Here is a 17,016-nt window from a genome sequence, read left to right on the forward strand (position 1 = left end):
GATGGATAAGTTAACGGTTTCCGTCCGCGATCATCGATACGACGTCTATATAGGTTCGAAAACATATGATTTATTTTCGACTGAATATGCAGAGTTACTTAGTTCGACAGATAAAATTGGTATCATTGCCGATGCGCATGTTGCGGAGTTACATCTTCCTTTATTACAAGAAGCTCTACTACGTTCCGGTCGCGAGGTATCGGTGAAAATTGTGCCTGGCGGCGAGAAGTGTAAAATGCCAGAAGTTTACGTAGAGTGTCAGTCTTTCTTACTGACTGAAGGTTTTACACGTAATTCACTTCTCATCGCTTTCGGCGGTGGAGCATGCGGAGATCTGACAGGATTTGTGGCAGCTACATTTATGCGTGGAATTCGCTTCATTCAATGCCCTACAACTGTTCTTGCGCATGATAGTGCAGTCGGTGGCAAGACAGCCATCAATATGCCGGAAGGGAAGAACATGGTCGGTTCATTCCACCAGCCTTCAGCGGTATTATTTGATACGGATGTATTTAACACGTTGCCGGCTTCCGAAATGCGTTCAGGACTAGCGGAATTAGTCAAACACGCCTTTATTTCGGATGCGCATTGGACAGAGCAATTATTGGAAAAGAAGGAGTTCTCTACTCCATCCATCGAGTGGCTTGAAAAAGAATTATTACAAGGCATCCAAGTGAAAGCCGTTATTGTAGGACAAGACGAGTTTGAAGGTTCTACTCGTAAGTTTCTAAATTTCGGTCATACATTTGGTCATGCAGTAGAAGCGGCATCAGGATTCGGCGCTCTCAGTCATGGAGAATGTGTCATGATCGGTATGGGATATGCTTTCTTGCTAAGTGAAAAATATGGTGATATTCCTGAAGGGTTTACTAATCGTTATCTTCACTTTGCTAACCGTAACGGTTATACATTCGGACCGGTATTCTCTTATAGTTTCGAAGAGTTATTATCCTATATGCAAAAGGATAAAAAAGCTTCATTTGGTAAGATGAATTTTGTGTTACTGCAAAAGATTGGTGAACCGTTTGTGAAGGAAATTAGTGCAGAAGAGTGTCAGAAAGCATTTATGGAGTTCAAAGAGAAATTGGAAAGCGAGGGGATCGTATGAGTGTAAGAGGAATTAGAGGCGCCACAACTGTGGAAACTGATAACGCGCAAGAAGTGTTACAAGCGACAGAGTCTCTTGTACTCGAAATGGCAGAGGCGAATCAATTTAAACCCGAAGATATCGTTTCGGTCATTGTTTCAACGACAGTGGATGTCAAAGCAGCATTCCCAGCAAAAGCAATCCGCTCAATTGAAGGCTGGACGTATGTGCCGGTTATGTGTACACATGAGATCGATGTACCAGGCTCTATGCGTATGTGTATACGCGTCATGATGAATGTAAATACATCAAAAAAACAAAATGAAATACAACATATCTATCAAAATAAGGCAATTCAATTACGACCTGATCTACAAAAATAAATCAACGAAAGTAAAGGAGGAGCCATCCCATGAAGTGGAAACCAATTTTACGTACGATGAAACCTTATACCCCAGGCCGTTCACTAGAAGGTGTAAAACATACATACGGCTTGCAAGAAGTAAATAAGCTCGCTTCAAATGAAAACCCTTATGGTTCATCACCGAAAGTCGCAGAGTATTTACGTTCAAAAGCAGCCCAATTTGAAATATACCCAGATGTATACACAGCAGGTTTACGTGGAAAGCTAGCGGAATTCCATCAAGTTGAATCGAATGAAATTCTTTTCGGAAACGGTTCAGATGAAATTGTTACTATCATTTCACGTGCCTTACTGCAACCGGGTACGAATACAGTGATGGCTTCCATAACGTTTCCTCAATATGCACATAATGCAAAAATTGAGGGAGCGGAAATTCGTGAAGTGGCCATGCTTGAAAATGGCGACCACGATCTAGAAGGCTTTTTAAAAGTTGCGGATGAAGAAACAGCAGTCATCTGGATTTGTAACCCAAACAACCCGACAGGAAATCTTTTGTCGAGTACAGCGGTGAAAAATTTCTTGGATCAAGCGCCTAAGACAGCTCTTATCGTTCTTGATGAAGCGTACTTTGAATTTGTTACGGATTCTTCACAGGAAGACGCAATGAAGTGGATTCATGACTACGATAACTTAATTATTCTTCGTACTTTCTCTAAAGCATATGGACTAGCAAGTTTCCGCATTGGATACGGTGTGACGAACGCGGATGTAGTATCAGAACTCAATAAAGTACGAAATCCTTTCAACAACAGCTCATTGGCGCTCGCGGTAGCGGAAGTTGCGCTTGAAGATCAGGAGTTTCTTCAACATTGCGTGACCCACAATGCGGAAGAACGAAAACGTTATGAGGAGTATGCAAAACAGCATTCATTAGCAATCTATCCTTCGGCTACTAATTTTGTATTAATCGCTGTACCTGGAGATGCAGATGAAGCATGCGAAGTGTTATTACAAAACGGATATATTGTCCGCAGCGGAAATCTGCTGGGCACACCAGGATTTGTTCGCGTGACAATTGGAACGCATGAGCAAAATACAGGTTTATTCAAAGCATTTGATCAATTATTAACTAACTAGTAAGGATAGATGACAATGAAAACGACTGTAAGTATTATCGGACTCGGGTTGATCGGTGGATCCCTTGGTCTAGCATTAAAGCGAAATCCAGAAGTTCATATTATAGGTTTTGACCGTTCTTACGCTACTGCTGATGAAGCATTTCGAAGAGGAATCATCGATACGGTTGCACCTTCCGCAAAATCAGCCTGTGAACAGGCTGACTTTGTTGTTTTTGCGACGCCTGTTAACACGACAGTGGCTCTTTTTGAAGAAGCGGTAGAGTGGGACTTTAAAGAACATGCAATTGTCAGTGATACAGGCAGTACGAAAAAACCTATTATGGATGCAGCTAAAGCATTGCAAAATAAAGGAATTACCTTCATTGGTGGTCATCCGATGGCGGGTTCTCATAAGAGCGGTGTATCTGCTGCGATGGAGCATCTCTTTGAGAATGCGTATTATATTCTCACCCCTAATGAAACAACAACTGAAGAACAAATCATGCATATAGAAAATTTGCTGTCTTCAACTAAAGCGAAATTGATTGTACTACAAGCAGAAGAGCATGATCGCATGACGGCAATTATTAGCCATTTTCCGCATATTGTGGCATCTTCTTTAGTCGGCCGTTTAGCTGCACAAGAAGAAGGTCAACCATTCGTAAAAAAATTGGCTGCAGGTGGTTTCAGAGATTTAACACGTATCGCTTCGGCAGATCCTGTCATGTGGCGAGATATTACCATTCAAAATAGAGAAGAATTATTGTCACAAGTGGATGGTTGGCTTCATGAGATGAACTCGATCCGCGATATGCTAGAAGAGAATAATCCAGAGCATATTTTTGATTTCTTTGCACAGGCAAAAACGTACCGCGATCAATTGCCTTCCACAAGTCAAGGTGCAACTCAAGGGGCGCTTTATATGCCATTTGATTTACACATCGACATACCCGATCATCCTGGTATCATTTCCGAAATCACTAAAATTCTAGCAGATTCTACTATTAGTTTGACTAATATACGTATCGTCGAAACACGTACAGATGTGTACGGTATTTTGGTTATTAGCTTTCAATCAGCTTCTGAACGTAAGCGAGCTCGTCAAGTGTTGACGTCAGAAACGGATTATTCCATGCACGTACTTTAAGAGGAGGAGAGCGCAATGTCAGAACAACAAACCGTTTCATTTGAAAAACCGGTCCTTCGCGGCACTTTGCAAGTACCTGGAGATAAATCTATTTCCCACCGTGCCGTGATGTTGGGGTCAATTGCAAAAGGCAAAACGACTATCAGTGGATTTTTGGATGGTGAAGATTGTCTGAGTACGATTGAAATGTTCAAACAGCTTGGTGTGAAGATTACTCGTAACGGAACAGATGTCACTGTTGAAAGTCCTGGCATCGCGAATTGGCAGACACCTGCTAAGGCATTGGATGCAGGCAACTCGGGAACGACTGCTCGTTTAATGCTAGGTATTTTATCAGGATCTTCGGTTACTTCTGAAATGTGTGGAGATCAATATTTGTCTAAGCGACCAATGAAGCGTGTAACAGATCCTTTAGAACAAATGGGTGCTACTATTACGAGTGAAGGTAAGGCGGATTATTTGCCTCTGACTATCACTGGAAAAACGTTGCAAGCCATCGACTATTTAATGCCTGTTGCCAGTGCGCAAGTGAAGTCTGCCATTTTACTGGCGGGTCTTCAAGCACAGGGCACGACTTCTGTTACTGAAATTGCTGTCTCTCGTGATCATACAGAGCGTATGCTAGTCCAATTTGGTGCGGAGCTTGAACAACAAGATAAAGTGATTCGTATAGAAGGTGGACAGCAACTGACGGGGACTGATGTTGTAGTGCCAGGGGATATTTCATCTGCAGCATTTTTCATGGTAGCAACAGCAGTAGTAGAAAATAGTGATGTTTCGTTTCTAAAAGTTGGATTGAACCCTACTCGGACAGGTATACTAGACGTACTGGAATCGATGGGTGTAGAGATCGAACTATCGGATGAACAAGGGTTTACAGGTGAGCGCTACGGTACTGTGCGTATCCGACATTCTAAACTGCGAGGGACGGAAATTGGTGGCGAATTGATTCCAAGACTGATCGATGAACTTCCCGTACTTGCATTGTTGGCAACACAAGCGGAAGGAAAGACCGTGATCAAAGACGCGGAAGAACTTCGTGTTAAAGAGACGGACCGTATTGAAGCAGTTGCTACAGAATTGCGGAAACTCGGAGCGAATATCGAGACCACACCGGATGGAATGATTATACAAGGACCGACACCTTTAACGGGAGCTACACTGCAATCATACGGTGACCACCGTCTTGGAATGATGGCAGCCGTTGCAGGATTGATTACGTCTAGTCCTGTTCAAATCGATAATCCATCTTGTATTGCTATTTCCTATCCACACTTTTTCGAAGATCTATCGGAGCTAGTGAATCAATAAAGTAGAATAGAAAGCTCAGGTGAAGAAATGAATGTACTGCAGGAATTGGAGCAAATTTTACTCGACGGAGATTTAGATGCTCTACAAGATAAAATACAGAAACTGCAAGCGGCGAATGAATATGATGCTCTATATGATGTCGCGAATATGTTAGTCGAATATGGATTCGTCGGACAAGCAGACGGGATATTCTCAGAGCTACTAGTAGTGTTCCCGGATGAAGCGCAGCTGAAAATAGATCGAGCTGCTGCTTTGCTTGAACTCAGTGAAGAGGATGAAGCGCTATTATTGCTAACGGATATCTCACCAGACGAGGAAGAATATGTTCAAGCATTGCTCGCGCAGGCGGATTATTATCAAATGCTTGGCCTTGCCGAAACAGCATTAGCTAAAGTACGGGAAGCTGCAGAACTGGCTCCTCATGAACCGGTAATCCAGCTAGCGCAAGCGGAGCTTCTATTGGACTCAGGAAGATACAGTGAATCGGTGAGAATTTATCAGAAGCTTCACGAGTCATCTGACGAGGTTGCGGGCGTACGTCTGTCTTCACGTCTTGCCGAAGCTTACAGCGCAGGTGCTGCGTATGAAGAAGCCATACCTTTCTATGAGGAATTACTTGAGAATGCATCAAATCCTGAAGAATTATTCGGATTGGCATTGGCTTACTACCAAACTGCACGCTATTCGGAAGCCGTAACGCGTCTCGAGCAATTAATTGAAATGGATCCAGATTATTTCTCGGCCTATATGCTAGCAGGTCAAAGTTATGCCCAGCAAAATGAAGATGACAAAGCCTATGAACTGTTCCAAAAAGGTATTGAGCGTGATGAATTTGATAAAGAATTACAACTCGCTGCAGGTAAATCTGCTTTAAAACTGCAAATGCCTGAACAAGCAGAAATGCATTTAAAAGAAGCACTCGTACTGGATCCGGAATATATCGATGCTCTCGTAACGCTTGCTGCAGTCTACGAAAATCAGGAAGAGGACGAGGCATTAATTGAATTGCTACTGTACGCAGAAGCAGATCAATTGGAGATTCCTTTACTCGATGCTTTTCTTGCATATGCCTATGAGCGTAAGGAAGATTATAAAAAAGCGAATGAAATGTATTTGAAAGCATATGATGGGATGAACGAAGATGCTGCTTTCTTAGATCAATATGCACGATTCTTGCTAGAGGAAGGCAAACGCGAAGAAGCATTGCCGATTATTCAGCAGCTAGTTAGAATTGCACCGCATGAAGAAGAATGGACAGCATATATCGCGCAATCTGAAGAGGAGGGGTAAGATGAATGCCATGGTTCCTGTAGCTGCCAAGAAAGAATTTTTAAGGTGGTTTTTAAAGCGCTATCGATTAAAGCGACGGGAATGTGTATGGATTTTAAATTATCTTCTCAGCAACGAACATTTATTGACGAATGTTCACTTCACAGATGAAGCTCATCACTGTCCGCGTGCTATGATCATTTCCACAACAGAAGTGGATAGTATTCCCTTCCGTTTCTACAAGGGGAGTTTGATGACAGCAGACGCAGAAAAATCATTTCACGACCTTAGGCTGCATCCAGATGAAGATATGTTCATCCAACTGAATTTCAAAAACAGCAATAAGTGTCCGGAGTATGCGAGTGTGGCGGAAGAGAATCCTTATTTGCCTGAAGATCTCTTGAAGAAAAAGAAGGACCAGCAAATAGCGGAAAAACTTCTCGAAGAGAGCTTCACCTTGACGACCAATGAAATGTTGCTGAAGAAAATCGACGAAGCGCTAGACAAAGGCGACCGTGAGCTATTCATCAGCTTAACGGCTATGCTGAATGAAATGAAAAAAGATAAAGACATTCACCAATGATTTCGCCCTTCGCGGTGGAATCATTGGTTTGCGTTGAGGGAACATATGCGCTAAACTTTACTAAGTAATGTAAGGAGGAATGACAATGAACTGGGTTCCGAAGGATGTAGATACCTACATAAATCAGAAAGAATATATCGATACAATCGTTGTGCCTTTGATTGCCATAGATACGCGACCTGAAACTATGAAAAACAGCGCTTCCTCTTCCGAATTCTTGATGAATCTTTCCATGTTCATCGAGAAGCAGTTCAAGGGGCGTATGATGTTCATGCCGCCTGTGTCCTATACACAGTCGACAGACTTGCAGCAAATGGCAGATACGCTGTCAGAGGACTTAAAGAAGTCTTCCTTTACGCATGTTTTCTATCTCACGACGGATCCGAAGTGGACAAGCGTCACGGTGGAGGGTAAGATTGTCTGGCTGCCGTCTATCCCACTAGAGACAATGGATAACCATCTACGTCAGACCATCATGGAAGACCAGCTACGGCAAGTTCTGACACACTTCATGGAGAGTTGGAACGTCCAGTGAGAAGCTGGTTGCGATTAGTGAATACTTTCTGAGTTTGGGGAGAATTTGTGCTTTGGAGGCGAACCTTTAATCGTTGAAATAAAAGTGGAAGGTATTTCTTGTGGTCGATTCAAGCTGAGGCAGTAATCGATTTGGAAATTGAATTTGAACTATGTTAAACTTTAATCTGTATACGTATTAAAAGTAAGTCCGAAGACAACGCTAATTAACACAAAGTAATCATTCAGAAATACCGCTACCAAGAGGATGCAAGCACTATTTTGTACTTATTTAAAGAACTATGTCGGTTTGTCACCAAATCTTAATATTTGTCCACAAACTTAAGCACCTACTAAAAGCATTATTGAATTTAGTTTCATATTGATATATCATAGATATGTCCTAGTATTACAATTAGCAAAAGAATGTCCGTGGGACTGACTTTGGAGTAAGAGGAGGGAAATTACTGATGAGCAATAAAGTGTCAAGACGCACGTTCCTAAGTTATACATTAATGGGAACTGGTGGGTTCATGGCCTCTGCAATGCTGATGCCGATGATTCGTTTCGCAATTGATCCCGTTCTGGCTAGTGCCGGCGGTTCCGACATGATTCCAACACCGCAAAAAGAAGCCGATCTTTCAGAAGTACCGGTTCGTGTAGACTATACAATCAAAGATCGACAAGATGCATGGTATACTTCTGACGAATCTAACACGGCTTGGGTCTACAAAGAAGGCGACAAAGTCATAGCACTTTCTCCAGTCTGTAAACACTTAGGGTGTACTGTAAACTGGGAAGGCGACGAGCATAAAAACGAGTTTTTCTGCCCTTGTCACGCTGGACGTTACAAGAAAAATGGTGATAACATTCCAGGAACACCGCCACTTGGACCGCTTGATGAGTTTGAAGTAGAAGTCATCGACGGATTTGTCTATCTTGGTGGAGTAATACCGAACACATTAGTCTAAAGGGTAAGGGGGTACGACCGCAGTGTTAAATAAAATTTATGATTGGGTGGATGAACGGTTAGATATCACACCAATTTGGCGAGATATCGCTGACCACGAAGTACCTGAGCACGTAAACCCTGCACATCATTTTTCTGCATTCATCTATTGTTTCGGAGGTTTGACGTTTTTCGTAACGGTTATCCAAATCTTGTCTGGTATGTTCCTGACAATGTATTACACACCGGATATTGAAAACGCATGGAAATCAGTTTTCTACCTTCAAAATGATGTTGCATTCGGTGAACTTGTGCGAGGGATGCACCACTGGGGAGCTTCGTTAGTTATCGTAATGATGTTCCTACATACTTTGCGTGTATTCTTTACAGGGTCTTATAAGAAACCTCGTGAATTGAACTGGATCGTCGGAGTGTTAATCTTCGGCGTCATGCTAGGTCTAGGTTTCACAGGCTATCTATTGCCTTGGGATATGAAAGCTCTATTTGCAACAAAAGTTGGGATTGAGATTGCCGCGTCAGTACCTTTCATCGGAGAACAGATTAAAATTCTTCTCGCGGGTGATTCCACGATTCTAGGTGCACAGACGTTAACAAGATTCTTCGCGATTCATGTATTTTTCCTACCAGCTGCTTTGCTTGGGTTGCTTGCAGCACACTTTATCATGATCAGAAGACAAGGTATTTCCGGACCACTATAAGAACCAGTTTTATGGTTAGGGTCATCTGAAATTTAAGAAGGAGGGAATAACATGCACCGCGGAAAAGGGATGAAATTTGTTGGGGATTCGCGCATCAAGGCTTCAGGCAAGATGGCGAATACACCAAAAGACTACTCAGAATATCCGGGTAAAACCGAAGCATTCTGGCCAAACTTTCTATTGAAAGAGTGGATGGTTGGAGCGGTTTTCTTAATCGGCTATCTAATCGTTACTCTTGCACACCCGTCACCGCTTGAGCGTCAAGCGGACCCGACGGATACAATGTATATACCGATACCAGACTGGTATTTCCTATTCATGTATCAGCTATTGAAATATGAATTCGCTTCCGGTCCTTATAACGTGATCGGTGCGATCGTCATTCCAGGATTGGCATTTATGGCATTAATGCTAGTTCCATTCATGGATACAACGAAAGAGAGACGTCCATTTAAGCGTCCGTTGCCAACAGGCTTCATGATTCTTTCATTCTTGGCGATCTTCTACTTGACTTGGGAATCAGTCGAAAACCACGACTGGGAAGCAGCAAAAGTTCAAGGTGCAATCGTTGATGAAGTAGAATATGATGAAACAGCAGAAGGGTATGAGATTTATCAGGGCTCTTCCTGTATTGGCTGTCACGGTGACTCTTTCCAAGGTGGATTGGGCTTGCCGTTAACTAACACAGGTATGACACCTGAAGAAATCATCGAAATCGCTCATGATGGCCGAGGTTCAATGCCTCCTGGTACATGGGAAGGTTCAGATGAAGATCTTCAAGTACTTGCTGAATTTATATCTGAGCTAGAAACGAAGTAAGAAAAAAGAGTCAGGAAACTGGCTCTTTTTTTCTATCTATTTATACGTAACCAAATTATACATAGAAGTAGTATATTCCAATGGAAGTGGTGATGTTTTTGCGAATGTTATGGGCACAAATCTGGATGATTCTTTCACATAAATCATTCTTATGGATTCTTCTTTTCATTAATATATTAGGGTCTGTGTACGGATATGATTGGTATATGTGGCAGCTGGAAATTACCGAGCCAAAGTTTTGGATTTTCGTACCGGATAGTCCGACCGCTACATTATTCTTTTGTTTCGCTATCATCGGCTGGCTACTCAATCGAAACTTCAAACTGATGGAAGCTCTCGCACTCATTACGCTGATCAAATATGGATTATGGGCAGTGGCAATGAACTTGCTGACACTTGTCGTAACGGGTTCGATCGGCTGGGTTGGTTGGATGCTGATTGGTTCTCACTTCGCAATGGCATTGCAAGGCATTCTGTATTTACCGAAATATAGATTCACTGGGTGGCATATTGCCATTGCCGCAATTTGGACACTTCATAACGATGTAATTGATTATGTGTTTGGGCAAATGCCCATTTACCGTGACTTGACGCAATTCAGTCCGCAAATCGGTTATTTCACATTTTGGTTATCGATCGCTTGTATTGTAATTGCAATATGGGATTATAGATCAAGATTGAAAGCACGGGCTTTGAAAGCGTAGCTAATAGTTGCAGTAACCAAGCAAACATTATAAAATGTAGGATAGAGAGAAAGAGAAAGGGGAGAGATCGACGTGTTCTGGATTTACTTTGCCGTCATTTTATTGCTACCGATTTACGCGCAATTTAAAGTGAAAAGCACATATAAAAAGTATTCGAAGATCCGTTCTACTTCTGGGATGACCGGTGCTCAAGTAGCGAGACTTATCCTGGATCAAAATGGTTTACATGATGTGAAAGTTGTGGAGAGCCAGGGGTTCTTAACGGATCACTATAATCCATTGACAAAAATCGTGGCATTGTCTACGAGTAACTATCACGAATCATCTGTTGCAGGTACAGCAGTAGCTGCGCACGAAGTTGGTCACGCTATTCAAGACAAAGAGGCTTACTCTTTCTTGCGCTTCCGCCACAGATTGGCGCCAGTCGCAAGTATAACTTCTAACGCATCTTGGGTATTCATCATGATCGGAATTATCTTCTCAAGCATGAATTCTTTGCTAGGGATCGGGATTCTGTTGATGGCAGTTGGGGTACTATTCCAAATTGTCACATTGCCAGTAGAGTTTAACGCATCCTCACGTGCGATGGATCAAATCGTTCAACTTGGAATTATCCGTAACGATGAAGAACCACAGGCGAAAAAGGTATTAAGCGCAGCAGCGATGACATATGTTGCCGCAACTGCAGTAGCTGTTCTAGAATTAGTACGTTTAGTACTAATCTTTACAAGCCGCGACTAATAAACAGAAAAATCCTTCTGCTGATATAGCAGAAGGATTTTTTTAATCGGCAATTGGCCGTTTTTGTTCATCCAGTGTGAAACCTTCACCCATGACATCATGTACTTCCATCATGGAGACAAACGCTTCAGGATCGACTGAGACGATCAGATTCTTCAATCGAATCATTTCATTTTTACCGACTACACAATAGAGTATTTCACGATCTTCCTTTGAAAAATGTCCGTATCCTTTGAACACGGTCACGCCACGTTCCATGGAATCGGCGATTTTACTAGCGATTTCATCGGGGAAGTTCGTTACGATGAAAGCACCTCTTGCGGAATATGCACCTTCTTGGACGAAATCAATGACCCGCGCACCGACGAATAACGCAACTAAAGTGTACATCATCGAACGGTAGTCTAAATACACAGCCCATGACAATAAGATGATTGCTGCATCAAATGTGAACATCGTTTTGCCCATTGTAATGCCGAATTTCTTATGCGCAAGCCTTGCTATGATATCCGAACCGCCTGTCGTACCACCGCTTCTAAATATAATACCGAGCCCAACACCGATGAAAACACCCGCAAATAATGAAACTAAGAATAGATCGCCTTCCATATGGATATTGACTTCATATTTCATAAACAATTTAATGAATACGGAGACGGCTACTGTACCAATGACGGTATAAATGAAGGAACGTCTACCAAGCATTTTCCATCCTATAATGAACATGGGAATATTCAGCAACAAGTTCATCAATGCGGGATCCCAATTGAAGGCGAACAGTAAGATCAACGTAATTCCTGTGAATCCGCCTTCCGCCAGTTCATGTTGGATCGTAAAGTTTACGAGTCCGAAACTAAATAATGCTGCACCCAAGATAATTAATAAGATATTGCGTACACGAATTCCAGCGAACAAATACAACACTCCTTTGTTAGATGCACTCTTGATGTCATCAAGCTTTTATTTCTAGATAGCTTGTCCATTCAACGCACGTATTTTCATGTCACAATTCGTACATTATACATAGTATGTGCTAAATATTATATTTTGACAATAGCCAGAAGAATGCATACGATAGGAAGGGGAGTTGATTGCGATGACTAAAACGATGGAACAACTGCAACAGGAAGTTGACACATACATAACAGGCTTTAAAGAAGGATATTTTCCTCCTATGGAACTCATCGCACGATTGACAGAAGAGTTAGGGGAATTATCACGGGAAGTACAAGATCGCTATGGTATGAAGAAGAAAAAATCTACTGAAGCTGTGGGGACTTTGGAGGAAGAAACAGGCGATCTATTATTCGTCCTCATCTGTTTCGCCAATTCACAACAAATCGATTTATCTACAGCACTTGAGACCGTCCTGACAAAATTCAACACAAGAGATAAAGACCGCTGGACTAAAAAGGAGGAAATGGAATGACGATTAAATTAGCGATAGCAGGTGCACGTGGAAGAATGGGTGGAACTGCGGTAGTGGCAGGTACGGAAGCAGCAGACATTGAAATCGTGGCGGCACTAGATTACAAACATGATGGAGAATATTTACATAATGGTTCAGTAACAGATGCGAAAGATGGAATTCCAATATATACATCTCTTGCAGCGTTACATGCGGCGCACCATCCAGATGTATTACTTGATGTGACGGATCCTGATGCGGTATTCGCTAACGCAAGCGAAGCATTATCTCTTGGTATGGACGTAGTGATCGGAACATCAGGATTGACTGCTGAAATGCTAGAGGACTTGGAGAGCCTTTCCAATGAACAGCAAAAGAGCTGTATTATCGCACCGAACTTCTCGATAGGCGCTGTGTTGATGATGAAATTTGCCCAACAAGCTGCACGTTATTTGGGAGACGTTGAAATACTTGAAATGCACCATGATCGGAAACTCGATGCACCGTCAGGAACTGCTGTTAAAACTGCAGAAATGATTCGTGAAGTCCGTGCAGCTCATATTCAAGGTCATCCTGAAGAACAAGAAACGCTAAAAGGCGCACGCGGTGCAGATGTGGAGGGAATGAAGATTCACAGCATTCGGTTACCTGGATTGCTTGCACATCAAGAAGTGCTCCTTGGCGGTGAAGGAGAGTTACTCAAAATCCGTCATGACTCATTCGATCGTAAGTCCTTTATGCCAGGGATATTACTGGCGATTCGTGAATCAGTTTCCACACCACGATTCGTATACGGGCTTGAAAAAATTATAGATTAAACTTTTGCGGTGAGGCGGTTAATGTATGCAACATAGAAAATTAAAAGTAGGTGTCATTTGTTATCCTTCGCTTGGAGGATCAGGCGTAGTGGCAACGGAATTAGGACTGAAAATGGCGAGTAAAGGTCATGAGATGCATTATATTACATCGAGTAAACCTTTTCGTTTTTTAGATGTTCATCCAAATATCCAGTTTCATGAAGTGACGATCGAAGGATATGCGGTATTCAAGTACCCTCCTTATGACATTGCCCTTGCGAACCGTATTGCGCAAGTCATCGAATCGGAACAGCTGGATTTGCTCCACGTACACTATGCGGTGCCACACGCGATCTCGGCTATTCTGGCAAAAGATATGGCGGAATCCTCTATCGGTATTATAACGACCTTACATGGTACCGATGTGACGATTCTTGGCCACGACCCTGCATTACGAAATACATTGTCTTATGGTATTAATAAATCTGATCGTGTAACAGCTGTTTCACGTTCATTACGCAATGAAACGATTGAGTTGCTACAACCGAAGACGGAAATACGAACGATTTACAACTTTATCGACGAGGAAAAGTATTACCCACGTGAAGTAGCGCATCTGCGTGAAGAACTAGGTATTGCAGAAGATGAAAAAGTACTGATCCATATATCTAATTTCCGAAAAGTGAAGCGCATTCCCGATATTATCGAAAGCTTCCGTTTAATCGATAAGCAACATAAAGCAAAATTGCTATTAGTTGGTGAAGGTCCTGAAAAGTTTGATTTGGAAGAGTATGTAGAACGTATTGGATTGCAAGACGATATTCTGTTCTTAGGGAAACGGGATGATCTACCTGAATTATTATCAATCAGTGATGTGATGTTGTTACTTTCTGAGAAAGAAGCATTCGGTCTCGTCTTACTCGAAGCTTTTGCGTGCGGTGTGCCTGCCGTAGCCAATGCAATCGGCGGTATCCCGGAGGTTGTTCAGGATGGCGTTAACGGATTCTTAGTGCAACTAGGCGATGTACAAGCTGTTGCAGATCGTGTCACACAGTTGCTGAGCGATTCGGCTTTATATCAACAAATGAAAAAACATGCGATTCAAACAGTGCAAGAAGAATTTAGTTCTGATTCGATTGTAGAACAATATGAGGAATTATATTATGAAGTGGCGGCGATGAAATGACGTCTACATTTGGTTCCGCAGCGAGCCGGCAAGTCATTCTAGAATTAAGTACAGCAGGCTACGAAGCAGTCTTTGTCGGCGGTGCAGTACGTGATGCTGAACTCGGCAAAAAGCCGCTCGATATCGATATAGCAACGTCTGCTACACCTCACCAAGTCAAAGAAGTATTTAGGCATACTATCGATATCGGTATTGAACACGGTACGATTCTGGTGATGATGCACGGCGAGCCGATTGAAGTGACGACGTACCGTACCGAATCTACATATAGCGACCAGCGTCATCCTGATGAAGTAATCTATGTGAATTCATTGAAAGAAGATTTACAACGACGTGACTTTACGATCAATGCGCTTGCGATGACAGTGGATGGTGAACTCATAGATTTATTTGATGGACTGAAGGATTTGAAGCAAAAGATCATTCGTTGCGTGGGGAATCCTGAAGAACGCTTTGGGGAAGACCCGCTACGTATTTTCCGCGCTTTGCGTTTTTCCTCTGTTTTGGATTTTGAAATTGAAGAAAAAACATTGGATTCGATGAAAAAACTAGCTCCTTCATTACGGCATGTCGCAATTGAACGGATCAAAACCGAAATGGATAAACTGTTTCTAGGAGAGAATCCTTCCCGTGCATTTCATTACGGACGTCAAATTAGCTTACCCGAACTTTTTCCGGAGTTACTTGCGGCATTTGATACACTGGATCGCTACACTCCGTTTCTTCACGCGCGTCATGGCTTCGCAGCAATGCTTGCCGTAACGGACACAGAAGCCGCAAATCTCTCAAGACAGTTCAAATTGTCGAACGAGGAAAAACGCTTTTTGAAACAATTTGAGGAAGCATTTGCTAGCCGTAGAAATCATGTATTTGGTCCATGGGAATTCTATAGCTATTCAACCGACGTTTTAGAAGTTGTAGAAAAAGCGTATCATGTGAATCATGAAGATAATGAATTAATGACACAGCAAATTGAACAATATAAAGAGCAATTACCGATTAGAACACGTGCAGATCTCGCATTTACTGGAACGGACTTGTTGAAGTGGTCAGGCAAAAGTGGTGGAAAATGGACGAGTGATTGGATCAAGAAAATCGAACGAGCAATTGTCTTCGGACGAATTGAAAATGACGCACAGGCGATAAAGGACTGGTTTATAAATGAAATCACCCGTGAAAAGTGAATTATTGAAACGATTATTTGCGGCGCAAGGTGAACCTATATCGGGTCAAGATATTGCCGATGAATTCGGTCTCTCACGCACAGCTATTTGGAAATACATTAAAGAGCTTGAAGAAGAAGGCTATGAAATTGGGTCACAACGAAAGAAAGGCTATTACTTAATTGAAGCCCCAGATTTGGTCAACCAAGGAAACATCACGGAGTATTTGACGACAGAACGCTACGGAAGGACTATTAAATATTTTACAACAGTCCCTACTACGCAGACGATTGCACATGAAGACGCACAAAATGGAGCGGAAGATGGCACGTTGATTATTTCTGAAGAACAGACAGCTGGAAAAGGACGTTTGGCTAGACCTTGGACGTCAAAAGCAAATCGAGGCATTTGGATGAGTTTGATTATTCGTCCCGAACTGGCACCGCAATATGCTCCTCAATTGACACTGGTAGCGGCAGTAGCCATTGTTCGTGCAATTGAGGAAGTGGCAGATATTCAACCTATCATCAAGTGGCCAAATGATATTTTGATCAACGGTAAAAAGGTTACAGGTATTTTGACGGAGCTTCAGTCGGATCCCGATCGTGTCAAAGCGGTTATTTTGGGAATGGGCATCAATGCTAATCAACAGCCATCCGATTTCCCTGAAGAATTACAGACGATTGCCACATCATTACGTATCGAAAAAGGCGAAATGATTGACCGAGCGCAATTAGTGGCGGCCATCCTGAAGTATCTTGAGCAATATACGGACTTATATGTCGAAAAAGGATTTCCTCCAATTAAAATTTTATGGGAAAGTTATGCCGCCATTACAGGCAAGAAAATTAAAGCGAGCATGGTCCATGAAACAGTTGAAGGAGTCGCACTTGGTATATCACATGAAGGCATGCTAGAACTACAACTTGCAGACGGAACGATTCGCGGAATTTATTCCGCAGATATCGAGATTAAGAATTAAAACTATACAGAATCTGACTGTTTTGATATAGTATACGCATAGGGCGGTATCAATTATGGAGCTGCACCTGCTTGGCAAATGAATTATATAAGAAATCTGCCTTGATCTTTATAGACAGGGACGGAGGAAGCTAAATCAAACGCTTACGCAACCCTT

19 protein-coding genes are annotated in these 17,016 nt (G+C 42.3%); 18 read left to right on the forward strand and 1 reads right to left on the reverse strand.

Going from position 1 to position 17,016, the window contains the following annotated elements:
• Position 1 precedes the first annotated feature (1 nt).
• The 13 genes from aroB to CSV76_RS01905 all read left to right on the forward strand — a co-directional run bounded on the left by aroB (position 2) and on the right by CSV76_RS01905 (position 11,324).
• Positions 2-1,108, forward strand: a complete 1,107-nt coding sequence (aroB, locus tag CSV76_RS01845; protein WP_099624576.1) for a 3-dehydroquinate synthase — start codon at positions 2-4, stop codon at positions 1,106-1,108.
• Positions 1,105-1,470 carry a chorismate mutase gene (aroH, locus tag CSV76_RS01850; protein ID WP_085428809.1) on the forward strand — a complete coding sequence of 122 codons (366 nt, stop codon included), beginning with the start codon at positions 1,105-1,107 and terminating at the stop codon, positions 1,468-1,470. Before aroB ends, aroH begins: the two co-directional genes overlap by 4 nt.
• Positions 1,471-1,499: 29 nt before the next feature.
• Positions 1,500-2,588, forward strand: coding sequence for a histidinol-phosphate transaminase (hisC, locus tag CSV76_RS01855; RefSeq protein ID WP_085428810.1), 1,089 nt, complete (start codon positions 1,500-1,502; stop codon positions 2,586-2,588).
• A gap of 15 nt (positions 2,589-2,603) precedes the next feature.
• A complete protein-coding gene (locus tag CSV76_RS01860) occupies positions 2,604-3,716 on the forward strand; it encodes a prephenate dehydrogenase (protein WP_099624577.1) in 1,113 nt (370 codons plus the stop codon).
• A gap of 15 nt (positions 3,717-3,731) precedes the next feature.
• Positions 3,732-5,027 (forward strand): 3-phosphoshikimate 1-carboxyvinyltransferase, encoded by a 1,296-nt coding sequence (gene aroA, locus CSV76_RS01865; protein ID WP_085428812.1) that lies wholly within the window; start codon positions 3,732-3,734, stop codon positions 5,025-5,027.
• Between the two features lie 27 nt (positions 5,028-5,054).
• Positions 5,055-6,317 carry a tetratricopeptide repeat protein gene (locus CSV76_RS01870; RefSeq protein WP_099624578.1) on the forward strand — a complete coding sequence of 421 codons (1,263 nt, stop codon included), beginning with the start codon at positions 5,055-5,057 and terminating at the stop codon, positions 6,315-6,317.
• A 1-nt stretch (position 6,318) separates the two neighbouring features.
• Positions 6,319-6,879 (forward strand): ReoY family proteolytic degradation factor, encoded by a 561-nt coding sequence (locus CSV76_RS01875; RefSeq protein WP_085428814.1) that lies wholly within the window; start codon positions 6,319-6,321, stop codon positions 6,877-6,879.
• Positions 6,880-6,964: 85 nt separating this feature from the next.
• Positions 6,965-7,414, forward strand: a complete 450-nt coding sequence (locus CSV76_RS01880) for a DUF2487 family protein (RefSeq protein WP_158232727.1) — start codon at positions 6,965-6,967, stop codon at positions 7,412-7,414.
• A 445-nt stretch (positions 7,415-7,859) separates the two neighbouring features.
• On the forward strand, positions 7,860-8,363 hold the full coding sequence (locus CSV76_RS01885; protein ID WP_085428816.1) for a QcrA and Rieske domain-containing protein: 504 nt from the start codon (positions 7,860-7,862) through the stop codon (positions 8,361-8,363).
• Positions 8,364-8,385: 22 nt separating this feature from the next.
• Positions 8,386-9,060 carry a menaquinol-cytochrome c reductase cytochrome b subunit gene (qcrB, locus tag CSV76_RS01890; RefSeq protein WP_029053030.1) on the forward strand — a complete coding sequence of 225 codons (675 nt, stop codon included), beginning with the start codon at positions 8,386-8,388 and terminating at the stop codon, positions 9,058-9,060.
• A 51-nt stretch (positions 9,061-9,111) separates the two neighbouring features.
• Positions 9,112-9,879, forward strand: coding sequence for a menaquinol-cytochrome c reductase cytochrome b/c subunit (locus CSV76_RS01895; protein ID WP_085428817.1), 768 nt, complete (start codon positions 9,112-9,114; stop codon positions 9,877-9,879).
• A gap of 104 nt (positions 9,880-9,983) precedes the next feature.
• Positions 9,984-10,583 (forward strand): lipoprotein heptaprenylglyceryl N-acetyltransferase LhaT, encoded by a 600-nt coding sequence (gene lhaT, locus CSV76_RS01900; protein ID WP_233204381.1) that lies wholly within the window; start codon positions 9,984-9,986, stop codon positions 10,581-10,583.
• Positions 10,584-10,649: 66 nt separating this feature from the next.
• A complete protein-coding gene (locus tag CSV76_RS01905; RefSeq protein ID WP_099624580.1) occupies positions 10,650-11,324 on the forward strand; it encodes a zinc metallopeptidase in 675 nt (224 codons plus the stop codon).
• 42 nt (positions 11,325-11,366) lie between these two features.
• Here CSV76_RS01905 and CSV76_RS01910 read toward each other — a convergent pair whose 3' ends face one another.
• A complete protein-coding gene (locus tag CSV76_RS01910) occupies positions 11,367-12,239 on the reverse strand; it encodes a YitT family protein (protein WP_085428819.1) in 873 nt (290 codons plus the stop codon).
• Positions 12,240-12,420: 181 nt separating this feature from the next.
• On the opposite strand from CSV76_RS01910, the gene CSV76_RS01915 reads away from it, so the two are divergent.
• Genes CSV76_RS01915 through CSV76_RS01935 form a run of 5 tightly spaced genes read left to right on the forward strand, consistent with a single transcriptional unit; the run spans position 12,421 to position 16,860 of the window.
• The gene (locus CSV76_RS01915) at positions 12,421-12,753 is read left to right on the forward strand and encodes a nucleotide pyrophosphohydrolase (RefSeq protein ID WP_099624581.1); all 333 of its coding nucleotides are present in this window, start codon (positions 12,421-12,423) and stop codon (positions 12,751-12,753) included.
• Entirely contained in the window at positions 12,750-13,550 is an 801-nt protein-coding gene (gene dapB, locus CSV76_RS01920) for a 4-hydroxy-tetrahydrodipicolinate reductase (protein ID WP_085428820.1), read from the forward strand. Before CSV76_RS01915 ends, dapB begins: the two co-directional genes overlap by 4 nt.
• A gap of 25 nt (positions 13,551-13,575) precedes the next feature.
• Positions 13,576-14,715, forward strand: a complete 1,140-nt coding sequence (gene bshA / locus CSV76_RS01925; RefSeq protein ID WP_099624582.1) for an N-acetyl-alpha-D-glucosaminyl L-malate synthase BshA — start codon at positions 13,576-13,578, stop codon at positions 14,713-14,715.
• Positions 14,712-15,899 (forward strand): CCA tRNA nucleotidyltransferase, encoded by a 1,188-nt coding sequence (locus CSV76_RS01930; protein ID WP_099624583.1) that lies wholly within the window; start codon positions 14,712-14,714, stop codon positions 15,897-15,899. Before bshA ends, CSV76_RS01930 begins: the two co-directional genes overlap by 4 nt.
• Positions 15,877-16,860: a biotin--[acetyl-CoA-carboxylase] ligase gene (locus CSV76_RS01935; RefSeq protein WP_085428823.1), complete on the forward strand. Its 984-nt coding sequence runs from the start codon at positions 15,877-15,879 to the stop codon at positions 16,858-16,860. The genes CSV76_RS01930 and CSV76_RS01935 overlap by 23 nt, the downstream gene beginning before the upstream one ends.
• Positions 16,861-17,016: the final 156 nt, after the last annotated feature.

Source organism: Sporosarcina sp. P17b (assembly GCF_002743115.1).
GTDB lineage: Bacteria > Bacillota > Bacilli > Bacillales_A > Planococcaceae > Sporosarcina > Sporosarcina ureae_C.

Excerpts from the sequence above, each read along its gene's own strand:
- aroB (WP_099624576.1), top strand. The coding sequence starts at position 2 with ATGGATAAGTTAACGGTTTCCGTCCGCGATCATCGATACGACGTCTAT.
- aroH (WP_085428809.1), top strand. The coding sequence starts at position 1,105 with ATGAGTGTAAGAGGAATTAGAGGCGCCACAACTGTGGAAACTGATAAC.
- hisC (WP_085428810.1), top strand. The coding sequence starts at position 1,500 with ATGAAGTGGAAACCAATTTTACGTACGATGAAACCTTATACCCCAGGC.
- CSV76_RS01860 (WP_099624577.1), top strand. The coding sequence starts at position 2,604 with ATGAAAACGACTGTAAGTATTATCGGACTCGGGTTGATCGGTGGATCC.
- aroA (WP_085428812.1), top strand. The coding sequence starts at position 3,732 with ATGTCAGAACAACAAACCGTTTCATTTGAAAAACCGGTCCTTCGCGGC.
- CSV76_RS01870 (WP_099624578.1), top strand. The coding sequence starts at position 5,055 with ATGAATGTACTGCAGGAATTGGAGCAAATTTTACTCGACGGAGATTTA.
- CSV76_RS01875 (WP_085428814.1), top strand. The coding sequence starts at position 6,319 with ATGAATGCCATGGTTCCTGTAGCTGCCAAGAAAGAATTTTTAAGGTGG.
- CSV76_RS01880 (WP_158232727.1), top strand. The coding sequence starts at position 6,965 with ATGAACTGGGTTCCGAAGGATGTAGATACCTACATAAATCAGAAAGAA.
- CSV76_RS01895 (WP_085428817.1), top strand. The coding sequence starts at position 9,112 with ATGCACCGCGGAAAAGGGATGAAATTTGTTGGGGATTCGCGCATCAAG.
- lhaT (WP_233204381.1), top strand. The coding sequence starts at position 9,984 with ATGTTATGGGCACAAATCTGGATGATTCTTTCACATAAATCATTCTTA.
- CSV76_RS01915 (WP_099624581.1), top strand. The coding sequence starts at position 12,421 with ATGACTAAAACGATGGAACAACTGCAACAGGAAGTTGACACATACATA.
- dapB (WP_085428820.1), top strand. The coding sequence starts at position 12,750 with ATGACGATTAAATTAGCGATAGCAGGTGCACGTGGAAGAATGGGTGGA.
- bshA (WP_099624582.1), top strand. The coding sequence starts at position 13,576 with ATGCAACATAGAAAATTAAAAGTAGGTGTCATTTGTTATCCTTCGCTT.
- CSV76_RS01930 (WP_099624583.1), top strand. The coding sequence starts at position 14,712 with ATGACGTCTACATTTGGTTCCGCAGCGAGCCGGCAAGTCATTCTAGAA.
- CSV76_RS01935 (WP_085428823.1), top strand. The coding sequence starts at position 15,877 with ATGAAATCACCCGTGAAAAGTGAATTATTGAAACGATTATTTGCGGCG.